Raw genomic sequence first — 12,048 nt, 5'->3', positions numbered from 1 at the left:
TTACAGCAGCCGGAGCTGGATCATATCGTCGTTTTCATCGACGTCGCCCTTGCGCCGCCGGGCTTTGACCGTCTGGCGCGGCAGCGCCGAAATTGCGTCGCGCGGCGCATCGGCGGCCTTTTCGAGCAGCTCGAGGATCACGTTGGCGCGCTCAATGACCGGCTGCGGAATTCCGGCCAGCTTCGCGACATGGATTCCGTAGCTGCGGTCCGTGCTGCCCGGCACGATCTGCCGCAGGAAGATGATCTGGTCGCCGTACTCCTTCACCGCAACGTTGTAGTTGTTGACGCCGCGCCGGGTCTGGGCGAGTTCGGTCAGCTCGTGGTAGTGCGTCGCAAACTGCGTACGGCAGCGGCAGGAGGGGTCGTCGTGCAGGAACTCCGCGACCGCCCAGGCGATCGAAAGCCCGTCGAACGTGCTCGTGCCGCGGCCGATCTCGTCGAGAATGACCAGGCTCTTCGGCGTCACATGGTTCAGGATGTTCGCGGTTTCGACCATCTCGACCATAAAGGTGCTCTGGCCGCGCGCCAGGTCGTCGGCCGCGCCGACGCGCGTGAAAATCCGGTCGACCAGCCCGAGCTCCATCGACTCGGCCGGAACGAACGATCCCATCTGCGCGAGCACCACCAGCAGCGCAGTCTGCCGGATGTAGGTCGATTTGCCGGCCATGTTCGGCCCGGTGATCAGCATCATGCGGTTGCGGTCGCCGTCGAGCAGACAGTCGTTCGGCACGAATTTGTCCGTCCCCATCGCCGCATCGAGCACGGGGTGGCGGCCCGCCTTGACGATCAGCCGGTCGTCCTCGAAAATGCGCGGGCGGCGGTAGCCGTGGAGCCGGGCGCACTCGGCGAGGCTCGCAAGCGCATCGACTCCGGCCAGCGCGTCGGCGGCGGTCTGAATCCGGACGGTGTATTGAAGCGCAAACTCCCGCAGCTCCTGAAACAGCTGCGCCTCAAGCGCCTTCGCCTTCTCCTCCGCGCCGAGGATCTTGCTTTCGAGCTCCTTGAGCTCCGGCGTGATGAACCGTTCGGCGTTGACCAGCGTCTGCTTGCGCACGTAGTCTTCCGGCACCATCGAAAGGTTGGCTTTGCTGACCTCGATGTAGTAGCCGAAAACCGAGTTGTACTTGACTTTCAGCGACCGGATGCCGGTCCGTTCCTGTTCCCGGAGCTGAATCTGCGAAAGCCACGCCTTGCCGTCGGTCGCGGCGCTGCGGAGCTCGTCGAGCTCCGCATTGTAGCCGGCCCGGATCACACCGCCGTCGGAGAGCTGCGCCGGCGGATTCTCCGCGATCGCGCTTTCGATCTTTTCGACCAGTTCCGGAAAGAGCTCGAGCCGGCCGTTCAGCGTTTCGAGCAGCGGAACATTGAAATTCGCGAGCAGGCTCTTGACCCCCGGCAGAACATCGAGCGACACGGCCAGCGTCTGAAGATCCCGCGCGTTCGCGTTGCCGACGTTCAGCCGCCCGACGATGCGCTCGAGGTCGCGCACGACGCCGATCGTTTCGCGCAGCTCGGCCAGCGTCAGCGGATCGTCCCGGAAGGCGCCGACCGCATCGAGCCGCGCGACGATCGCATCATGGTCACAGAGCGGGCGCAGCACCCAGTTCCGCAGTTTGCGGCCGCCCATCGGGGTTTCGGTATGATCGAGCACGCCGAGCAGCGAACCGTTTTTGCCGGTGCCGAACATCGTCTCGACCAGCTCGAGATTCCGCAGCGAAATCGAATCGAGCTCGAGCGAGGAATCCAAACTATACAGCTCGATCCGGCAGATGTGCGAAGCATCCTGCCGGAGATTTTCGGTCGCGTAACGCAGCACGGCCCCGGCGGCGGAGACCGCATCGGGCAGATCCCGCAGCCCGAACCCGTCCAGCGTGCCGACCTTGAACTGGCGCTTCAGGAAATCCTCGGCGAAGGAGAAATCGAAATAATCGTTGTCCACCGTGGTCCAGAGCAGCTTCGTGCGCGGTTCGGGGCGGGCTCCCTCCTCCTCGTTGAACCGGGCGTCGAGCCGGTGGCTGATCACGCACTCGCGCGCGCCGAGCCGGTTGAATTCCGTGGCGAGCTTGTCGTTCCCGGCGATCCGGCAGACCCGGAATTCGCCGGTGCTGATGTCGAGGCTGGCGAGCGCCCACACGTCTTTGCCCTGCACGAGACAGGTCAGATAGTTGTTGCAGGAGGGGGAGAGCAGCGCGTTGTCGACGATGGTTCCGGGCGTGATGACCCGGGTGATCTGCCGCTTGACGATCCCTTTCGCAAGGCGCGGGTCCTCCATCTGCTCGGCGATGGCGACCTTGACCCCCGCCGCGACGAGCCGCGGCAGATAGGTGTCGAGCGCGTGATACGGAAATCCGCACATCGGGTAGCCCTGCCGCCGGGTCAGGGTCAGCTCGAGCACCGAGCTGACCTTCTCCGCATCCTCGAAAAACTCCTCGTAAAAGTCGCCGAGCCGGAACAGCAGGACCGCATCGGGCGGAATCGACGCCTTCGCCTCGCGATACTGCTGCATCATGGGGGTGAGATTAATGTCTGCCATAATGCTCCAACAGTGCTTCCGCGTTCCAATATTTATCCCCGCCCGCAATCCGCAGCACGCGCCCGAAGAAGCAGGAGTGGTAGTCGCGGCCGGGATACCGGGATTCGATCAGGCTCTTGTCGCAGAAATCCCGGCCGTGCAGCGCGGCGCGGCAGGTTTTCCGGCATTCGATCACGAGTTCGGCTTCGGCGATGGCCGGCGCTTCGACCCGCCCGGCTTCAACGGCCGTGAAGCCGGCGGCGGCGAGCTTGTCCGGCACATCCCGCCCCGAAACGGCGCCGAGTTCCGCGACGGCGTCGCGGTAACGGGAGTCGAAAACCGACAGCGTGAACGTGTCGTACCGTTCGAGAAGCTCGAAGGTGCGGCGCTGCGGACGAACCAGCACCATGACCGCCGGCTCTCCCCAGAGAAAACCGAGAAATCCGCCGCCGACCGCCATCGCATTATATTCGTTCGCCGCAAAATCTCCGGCGGCAAGCACGAGGTGTTCCTCCTTCCAGATGCGGAACGCATCGCAGTTGAAGTCGGAAAAGGCGATCTCTTTCCAACGATCCGAGTTCGGCATAATCATTTCTCCCGCTGAAATTCAAGTTCGACCGCGACCGACCGGGCATGCTGCGCGGCGCCCGGCTTGTCGATCCTGACCTTCGCGCGCCGCACCGCGTCATATTCGAGCACGAGGCGGCCGACCGCTCCGGCCAGCGCCTCGATGAGCTTGAACGACGAGCCGGCCGCGAGAGCCTGAATCCGCTCTTCGATCTCGGCGTAATTGACCGTATCGGCGAGTTCGTCGCTCCGGGCCGCTTCTGCCAGGTCGGTTTCGAGCTCGACGTCGATCGTGACGCCCTGTCGCCGTTCCCGTTCCGCCGGGTAACAGCCGATGATCGCATTGACCCGCAGGCCGCTGATGAAAATCCTGTCCATAAAAAATCCGTCATTCGTTGAGTTTGTAACGCACCCGCTGCTCCGGCGTCGGCTGCATGAGCAAATTGTAGCGGGCGTTTTTCCAGAAGGCGTCGCTCGCAAAGAATCCCATATGCGCCGCGCCGATGTGATACACGGCGCGCCATTCGATCGGCGACCGCGAAAAGGGCGGCATTTTAATCTCCCGCGTCTTGCTGTCGAACCGCGCGCTCGAAACCAGCACCTTGCCGTCGCCGGCGCTGTATTCGGTCTCGAGCAGCCTGCCGTCGGCGCCGACCCGGATGACCGCCGCGGTATCGACCGCGTCGCCCGCAAAAAGATAGAGCAGGCAGTTCTCGGGCGGCGCGGAGGGAACCGACAGCGCGCGGCGGAACTGCCAGGCGCGGACGAGGCATTTGATCAGGTGGTCCCGCGCGATGAGGCGGCGTTCCTCCGGCGTCTTCGACTCCGCATCCGGAATCACGAGCTTCCAGTAACGGTCGTTGGCCGGGTCGCCGAGTCCCCATTTGTTCTGGAGCCACGCATTCGGGTTGAAAAGGTCGTAGGCCGCAAGCCCCGCGCCGCCGCTGAGCTCGAAGGCGACCGTTCCGCCCGACGCCCCCGGCAGCATCTGGTAGTAACTCGGGAAAGTCGCCAGAATGCCGGACGGCAGCCGCGGCGCACCCGGCACCAGCACGAGCCCCTCGACCAGCTCGCGGAACGTGTCGAGATAGCCGTCGTTCGGCGTGCCGACCACCAGCAGCTTGTCAACCATCAGGCAGCCGCGCCAGTCAAGTTCCGGCAGCTTCTCGGGGTCATGCGGCAGATCCTGGTCGCCGTACATCAGGTAGTAGCGGGCCAGCAGCCCGCCCATGGAGTGTGCGACGAGGTCGAACTGAACATCGTAATCCCGGACGCCGTACTCCGCTTCGTAGAGCTCCTGCAGATATCTGCGCTTTTCGAGCAGAAATTCGTGCAGCTTCGCGGCGCTCTCCGGCAGGTCCCGCCGCCAGTCGTAGGCGAAGCTGAACAGATTCGGGTGCTTCCTGCCGCGCGGCAGCGGACGGCTGCCGTCGACGTAGCCGGCCTTCACAAGCCGGTCCACGGCCAGGCCGTAGCCGGGCTGGCGGAACGTGAAACCGGCGAAACGGATCTCGGCATCGTCGAGAATTCCGGCAGGGACCGACGGGGAGACGAGCGCGGCGAGCGGTTTTCCGATCTCCATCGGCAGCCCGAGCGCCTTCAGATTCGCATCCGAAAAAGTCGCGGTCGAGAAATTGCCCCAGACCGGCCCGGCCGGGTCCGCGAGCCGCGCCCCGAGAAAGCCGTGGATGATGACAACCGGATTCCGGTCGATTCCCTCATAGGAGCGGGCGGCGAGCGCGAGTTCGCTGTTCAGGATCGAATTACTCACGGCGGTCGACTGGTACGAACCGACCGGCGAAGCTGCGCAGCCGGCGAGCACGAGCAGCAGAAACAGTGCGAAAACGGCGTGTATCGGCTTCATCCCGCTCCTTTTCATTTCAGGGAAAACTTCAAAATCGGGTGCAATCTTTATATAATACCACGAAATTCCGGTTTTCGCAAAACGAAAAGTTGTTTTACCGGGGAAAAAGTGCTATATTACCTGACGATAATACGGATATTCGATACTTGCACCTCGGAAACAATATGGCAAAACTGGAACTGATTCGAAATTTCTGCATCATCGCGCATATCGACCACGGAAAATCGACGCTGGCCGACCGCCTGCTCGAACTGACCGGCACGGTAGCCAAGCGTGATCTTCAGGAGCAGCTGCTGGACGGGATGGATCTCGAACGCGAACGCGGCATCACGATCAAATCCCACCCGGTCCGCATGGAGTACGCGGCAGGAGACGGCAACACCTACGAGCTGAATCTGATCGACACCCCGGGACACGTGGACTTCGCCTATGAGGTTTCGCGTTCCCTCGGCGCATGCGAGGGGGCGCTCCTGCTCATCGACGCGACGCAGGGCGTGCAGGCGCAGACCGTCGCAAATGTGAACCTCGCCTTCAAGCAGAATTTGAAGGTCATCCCGGTCATCAACAAGATCGACCTGCCCGCCGCGAACCTCGAACTCTGCTACGAACAGATGGAGGAGGTGCTCGCCCTGCCGCGTGAAGAGGCCCTCTGCGTCTCCGGCAAGACCGGCGAAGGCGTGAAGGAGCTGCTCGAAGCCGTGGTCAGCCGGATTCCGCACCCGGAACTGCTCGATATCCCGGGCACGGCGGCGCTCATCTTCGACTCGAATTACGACACCTACCGCGGCGTGGTCAACTACGTCCGCGTCAAAAACGGCACCTTCCGGCGCGGCACCCGGATCCGGCTTTTCAACAACGGAATCGAGAGCGAAGTCAAGGAAGTCGGTTTCTTCAGCCCCGAAATGCGAGCGGCGGACGAGCTGACCGCCGGCAGCGTCGGCTACCTGCTGCCGAACCTCAAAAGCCCGTCGGACACGAAGATGGGCGACACGATCACCGACGTCAAGGACCCGTGCCCGGAGCCGCTGCCCGGCTTCAAGGAGGTGCGGCCGATGGTGTTCTCCGGCATCTACCCGATCGACACGGCCGACTATGAACAGCTGAAGGCCAGCATGGGCAAGCTCCAGCTGAACGACGCGGCGTTCCTGTACCAGGCCGAGACGTCGGCCGCGCTCGGCTTCGGCTTCCGCTGCGGCTTCCTCGGGCTGCTGCACATGGAGATCATCCAGGAACGGCTGAGGCGCGAATACAACTGCGACATCATCGCTACCTATCCGTCGGTCATCTACAACGTCTACATGAAATCCGGCGAGATGATTCCGGTCGACAACCCGGTGTTCCTGCCGGACCCGTCCGGCATCGAACGAATTGAGGAGCCGATCATCAACTGCCACATCATGATCCCCTCCGAATACATCGGGGATGTCATGAACCTCGTGATGAGCAAGCGCGGAATCTGCACGAACACGGTTTCGGTCGATGCAAGGCACGTCATCATCACCGCCGAAATCCCGATGCACGAAATCCTGATCGATTTCCACGACAAGCTCAAATCGATGACGCGCGGCTACGGCAGCATGGACTACGAACCGGCCGGGTACCGTGCCGACAAGCTCGTCAAGCTCGACATCCTGGTCAACGGCGAGCCGGTCGACGCCTTCAGCTCGATCGTCCACACCGACATGGCCTACGGCCGCGGCCGCCAGCTGGCCGAGCGGCTGAAGGACGTGATTCCGCCGCAGATGTTCCAGATCGCGATCCAGGCGGCGGTCGGCGGCAAAGTCATCGCCCGCGAAAGCATCCGGGCGATGCGCAAGGACGTGCTGGCCAAATGCTACGGCGGCGACATCACGCGAAAGCGCAAGCTGCTCGAAAAGCAGAAGGAAGGCAAGAAGCGCATGAAGCAGATCGGCCAGGTCAATATCCCGCAGGAAGCGTTCGTGGCCGTACTGAAAGCGACCGAAACCAATAGCTGAGGAGTCCGGATCATGACGTTCTGGCAGAAGCATTGCGCCAGGAAGAAGCTGACGAAGCTCAGAACCGAAATCCGGCTCTGCCGTCACAACGACGACGACCTGCTCGGCGCCGAGGCGAAACGGGAGCTCGATGCGCTGCTCGGAGACATGAAAGCCGTTCCGGCGGCGGAGTGCGGCCGGCGGTATGACGAATTCGCATCGCGGTTCCGCAAGGCGGCGCCGCCGTACCGCCACCAGGCCATCCGCGGACTGCTCGACCTGCTGCTCGTGGTCGGCGCGGTCGCATTCGGCATCCGCGCGCTGTTCCTGCAGCCGTTCCGTATTCCGACCAGCAGCATGCAGCCGACGCTGTACGGAATCCACTACATCGACGGCGGGCGCAGCACGAATCCGCTGCTGGGCAAGCTGCCGGGGCCGCTCGACTGGCTGCTTTTTTCGACCCGCCGCGCCGAGGCGACGATCAAAACGCCGGGCGAACTGGACGTCAACTCGTTCCGCGCCGCCGGCAGCATGCTGGCCGATTCGACCTCTTTCACGATCGGGGGGACAAAGTACAAGCTCCCCGGCGACGAGCGCAAAGTCATCGAATACGCCGACCTCGAGGCCGGGAGGAGCTACAGGCCGGGCGAGAAGCTGGCGGACGGCTACCTGTCGATGGGAGACCATCTGTTCGTCGAACGCTGGAGCATCTACCTGACGCCGCTCAGGCGCGGCGACGTCATGGTGTTCACGACCGAGGGACTCGAGGCCGACGGGCGCAAGCTCGCGGATCTCAGCGGCTTCTTCTATATCAAGCGGCTGGTCGGGCTGCCCGGCGATACGCTGAAAATCGTCGGCAATGTCCTTATGATCAAACCGGCGGGCGAAGAGAAGTTCCGCCCGGTCTACGAAATCGAGCCGGCCTTCGAAAAACTGTACAGCGGCAAAGGCGGCTATCAGGGGCATCTGGGCGGAATGGGGAGCCTCATCGCTTCCCCGCAGCAGGAGTACGTGGTTCCGAAGGACCATTATTTCATGATGGGCGACAATTCGCAGTTCAGCCTCGACAGCCGCTTTTTCGGCGCCGTGCCGCGCCGGAACCTGGTCGGCCGGGCGTGGGTCGCCTTCTGGCCGTTCTCGCGGCGCTGGGGGCTGGTCGACCGGGCCGGGGCGCTTGACGTGCCGACCGGACGGGCGGAAAAGGGAACCTTCCCGGTCATGTACCGGCAGTAACCGCCAGGAAAAGCGAAACGATCGCGTTTCAGGACCCGGGGGCCTGGGGGAAGGCCCCCTCGAAGTCCGTACCGGAACAGGCAGCTTTCGCGGGAGAGGACGCCGACGGCGGGTGAGCCGCCTTCACGGGCGTACAGGCAAACGATGTTCGAAACGGAAAATCAGGTCGAACTCGACGCTTTCTCCCGGCTGAATTTTCCGGGCCGTTCCGTTCCCGATGTCCGCCGCCCTGCCCAGCACACTCGCGTTGGTCGGCTCGAGTCCGAGCGCGTATCCTCCCGAAAGACAGTTTTTCCACTGCACGAAATTCGGCAGCGTCCCGGCCGAATATTCGATCCGGAGACGGATTCCGAGCGCCGGATTTTCCACCGCAATCCCGGCCATGCCGTCCGGTCCGGCCGGCAGGCGGTGGTAGAAGCACTGCTCCCGGTAATCCGCCCGCGGCTCGTCGAGGCGGTCCCACCCGGCCAGCCCCGCCGCGGCCTCTGCGTCGCGCGGAATCACCTCGTGCGCCTCCACGTCGAACACCAGTTCCGGCGACGCGAACGGATAACCGAGGTTGCAATGATACAGAATCTGCAGGTAGTCCTCCCGGCAGGAGCGGTTCGTCACCCGGTCGTGCAGCCGGATCACATTCTCTCCGAGCCCGGTCGAAATCGTGCGGCAAAGCTCGAGGTGCTCCCCGAACATCGCGCATTCCCGCAACGTGCCCGACGCCTCCAGCCGATAGCGCCCGCCTTCCCAGCCGCGCCGGATGCCGACATCCTCGGCCGCAAGATTCGAAATGCGTCCGTGAAGGCCGAACTCCCCGTTCGCCGCCCCGACATTGCGGAGTCCGGCAGTCGTCATCAATCCGCCCTGCCAGTTCCGCAGCCACCCTTTTCCGGACGCTTCGTGGCGCGCCCCGGCGGAATAACCGGTCTGCGAACGAAACACCAGCGGAATCCCGCCGAACGAGCAATCCACCAGATCCATGCCGCGGTCCGGCGACACGGTGAAGGCGAGCCCGGAACCGTTCCGGAATGCGATGACCCGGTCACCGCGCCCGTTCCCCTCCTCCAGCGCCATCAGCCGCGCGTCGGCAAGCTGCGCCATGCTCCCGGCATAGCGCATGCACTCCGTCTCTTCGTACCTCTCTCCCATGATTCGCACCTTTCCCGTCGGGGTTCAACGGTCACGGAACTCAGACGAATTCGCGGACCTCGCCGAGACAGAGCAGATTGTTCGTCTCGCGCGCCTGCGAATTTTTCGACAGCATGACCACCTTGTCCTCCGGCCTCAGCCGTTTTTCGGCAATCAGGCGGCGGGCGGTCTCCTTCGAAAGCTCAACCGTGCTCTCCATGAACTCATTATACTCGGCGTAAACGCCGTAGACCAGCGCGAGCTGCCGCACGACGCAGCGGCGGTAGGAGAGCGCATAGACCGGCACCGGCGGCCGATAGGCCGCGCAGCAGCGCGCGGATTTCCCCTCGGCCGTATTGCAGACGATCGCCCGGATCGGCAGCCGCTCCGCCGCATCGACTGCGGTGCGGATCATGAAATCGTACTCGCGGTCGCCGCCGGTATCGACGCCGTCGATGTGGTTGAAGAATCCGGCCGACGATTTTTCGGCCTCCTCGACGATCCGGTTCATCATGCTGACCGCCTCGACCGGATAACGGCCCTGCGCGGTCTCGCCGGAAAGCATGACCGCGTCGGTCCCGTCGTAAACCGCGTTGGCGACATCATTGACCTCGGCCCGGGTCGGCAGCGGATTCTCCTGCATGCTCTGCAGCATCTGCGTCGCGGTGATGACCGGCTTGCCGGCCTTCCGGCAGGAGCGGATCAGCTCCTTCTGGATCAGCGGGACCTCCTCGAGCGGAATCTCGATGCCGAGGTCGCCCCGGGCCACCATGATCCCGTCGGCGGCCCGCAGGATTTCATCGATGTTCTTCACTCCCTGACGGTTTTCGATCTTCGCAATGATCCGGACCGGACTCTTTCCGGCATCGAGCAGTTCGCGCACGGCCGCGATATCGGCCGCATTCCGGACGAACGAGTGCGCAATGTAGTCGAGCTCAAGCTCGATCGCGTTCGCGATAAAGCGACGGTCTTTCTCGGTCAGCGCCTCGGTATTCAGCTCGACGTCCGGCACATTGACCGATTTATGGTTTTTAAGCACGCCGTCATGGACCGCCGTGCATTTGAGCATTTTCCCCTCGCGGGCCAGAACCAGCAGCTCGACGGCGCCGTCGTCGCAGACGATCCGGCTGCCCGGCGCGACCTCCGCCGCAAAAGCCGGATAATTGACCTGGACTCCCGCCGGCGCCTCGACCGCATCGCCCGTCATATAGACGGTGTCGCCCTGCTTCAGCGCGAGCGGCTCCGTCAGGTTGGCGGTCCGGATATTCGGCCCTTTCGTATCGACCATGATCGCAATCTTGTCCGAAACCCTGCGGACCATCGCAACCGCCCGGTCCATTTCGCCGACCTCCATATGCGCAGTGTTGAAGCGGACCACGTCCATGCCGTTCTTATAGAGCGCCAGCAGCAGCTCCGGGGTGCAGGTCGACGCGTTCACCGTCGCCACGATCTTCGTGAATTTCATTGTCTGACTCTCCTCATTTCCAGTACAGGAAGTATTTTCCGAACCGTTCAAACGCCGCTTTCTCCAACTCCTCGCGGCAATCGGGGTGGGCGATGCTGATCAGCAGCCTGGCCCGCTCCTGCAGCGGTTTTCCGTAAAGATCGACCGCGCCGTACTCCGTCACGACGTAATGGACGCGGCTCCGGGGCGTCACCACCCCCGCTCCGGCGTCCAGCACGGGAACGATCTTGCTGATTCCCTTCGCCGTCCGCGACGGCATGGCGATGACCGGCTTGCCGCCCTCCGAACGCGAGGCGCCGTAGACGAAGTCGAGCTGCCCGCCCACGCCGGAGTACATCCGCGTGCCGAGCGAATCGGCGCAGACCTGCCCGGTCAGATCGATCTGGATCGCGGAATTGATCGCAACGACCTTCGGATTCCGGGCGATGCGGAACGGATCGTTCGTATAGGCCACCTCGCGCATGCGCACCATCCGATTCCGGTCCGCAAACTCGAACACGCGCCGCGACCCCATCAGGAAGGAGGCGACGATTTTGCCGCGGTCGATCTTCTTGCGCGCGCCGTTGACCACCCCCGCCTCGACCAGAGGCAGCAGCCCGTCCGCAAACATTTCGGTATGGACGCCGAGATCCTTCCGGTCCGACAGCTGCGACAGTACCGCATTCGGAATCGCGCCGATGCCGAGCTGCAGGCAGGAACCGTCCTCGACCAGTTCCGCACAGTGGCGGCCGATCGCCCGCTCGATCTCGTCCGGCAGCGGAAAAACGGTCTCGTCGAGCGGAGAGTCGTCTTCGACCAGACAGTCGATCCGGCTGAGTTCGATCTCGCCGTCGCCGTAGGTGTACGGCATGTTCGGATTCACGACGGCAACCACATATTTGGCGGTTTCGATCGCCGCCGGCCCGATATCGACCGAAATGCCGAACGACACCCGGCCGTGACGGCCGGGCGGCGAAACCTGGATGAAAGCGGCGTCGCAGCCGACCACGCCCCTGCGGATCAGCTGCTGCGTCTCATGCAGAGAGACGGGAATGTAATCGGCGGCGCCCCGCTGGACCTGCCGCCGCATATTGTCGCCGATGAAAAACGATTCGGAGCGGAACACCCCTTCGAACTCGGGCGCGGCATAATCCTCCGTACGCCCGGTGTGGATGTGACGCAGAAAAACGTTGCGCAGAACGCCTTTCCGGCCGCGCGCGCAAAGCGCCTCCACAAGCACCCGCGGCACGGACCCGGAACTGCTTATATAGATCGATTCTCCCGAACCGATCTTCGCAACGGCATCCGCCGCGGACACGACACGCGGGAGCTTGCTCATTCTCCTCCGA

The 12,048-nt window shown here is 63.4% G+C and carries 9 protein-coding genes; 2 read left to right on the top strand and 7 right to left on the bottom strand.

Annotated elements, in window-relative coordinates:
- Genes mutS through FYJ85_RS15090 form a run of 4 tightly spaced genes read right to left on the bottom strand, consistent with a single transcriptional unit; the run spans position 1 to position 4,945 of the window.
- Entirely contained in the window at positions 1-2,535 is a 2,535-nt protein-coding gene (mutS, locus tag FYJ85_RS15105) for a DNA mismatch repair protein MutS (RefSeq protein ID WP_106053425.1), read from the bottom strand.
- Entirely contained in the window at positions 2,522-3,100 is a 579-nt protein-coding gene (locus tag FYJ85_RS15100) for a flavin reductase family protein (protein WP_158703981.1), read from the bottom strand. Before FYJ85_RS15100 ends, mutS begins: the two co-directional genes overlap by 14 nt.
- Positions 3,101-3,102: 2 nt before the next feature.
- Positions 3,103-3,459, bottom strand: a complete 357-nt coding sequence (folB, locus tag FYJ85_RS15095; protein WP_106053427.1) for a dihydroneopterin aldolase — start codon at positions 3,457-3,459, stop codon at positions 3,103-3,105.
- A gap of 10 nt (positions 3,460-3,469) precedes the next feature.
- Entirely contained in the window at positions 3,470-4,945 is a 1,476-nt protein-coding gene (locus FYJ85_RS15090; protein ID WP_106053428.1) for an esterase/lipase family protein, read from the bottom strand.
- Positions 4,946-5,109: 164 nt separating this feature from the next.
- Between FYJ85_RS15090 and lepA the strand changes: the two genes are divergently transcribed.
- Positions 5,110-6,921, top strand: coding sequence for a translation elongation factor 4 (gene lepA / locus FYJ85_RS15085; RefSeq protein WP_106055717.1), 1,812 nt, complete (start codon positions 5,110-5,112; stop codon positions 6,919-6,921).
- A 12-nt stretch (positions 6,922-6,933) separates the two neighbouring features.
- The gene (lepB, locus tag FYJ85_RS15080) at positions 6,934-8,133 is read left to right on the top strand and encodes a signal peptidase I (protein ID WP_106053429.1); all 1,200 of its coding nucleotides are present in this window, start codon (positions 6,934-6,936) and stop codon (positions 8,131-8,133) included.
- 123 nt (positions 8,134-8,256) lie between these two features.
- Here lepB and FYJ85_RS15075 read toward each other — a convergent pair whose 3' ends face one another.
- The 3 genes from FYJ85_RS15075 to FYJ85_RS15065 are packed head-to-tail and all read right to left on the bottom strand — an operon-like array spanning position 8,257 to position 12,038.
- Positions 8,257-9,276, bottom strand: a complete 1,020-nt coding sequence (locus FYJ85_RS15075) for an aldose 1-epimerase family protein (RefSeq protein WP_154419384.1) — start codon at positions 9,274-9,276, stop codon at positions 8,257-8,259.
- Positions 9,277-9,316: 40 nt separating this feature from the next.
- Entirely contained in the window at positions 9,317-10,720 is a 1,404-nt protein-coding gene (pyk, locus tag FYJ85_RS15070) for a pyruvate kinase (RefSeq protein WP_106053431.1), read from the bottom strand.
- 13 nt (positions 10,721-10,733) lie between these two features.
- Complete coding sequence (locus FYJ85_RS15065) at positions 10,734-12,038, bottom strand: acetyl-CoA hydrolase/transferase family protein (protein WP_154419383.1); 1,305 nt, start codon at positions 12,036-12,038, stop codon at positions 10,734-10,736.
- Between the last annotated feature and the right edge of the window lie 10 nt (positions 12,039-12,048).

Source organism: Victivallis lenta (genome assembly GCF_009695545.1).
Taxonomy (GTDB): Bacteria; Verrucomicrobiota; Lentisphaeria; order Victivallales; family Victivallaceae; genus Victivallis; species Victivallis lenta.
The sequence above is the reverse complement of the archived record's forward strand: the minus strand, read 5'-3'. Positions and strand labels throughout refer to the sequence as shown.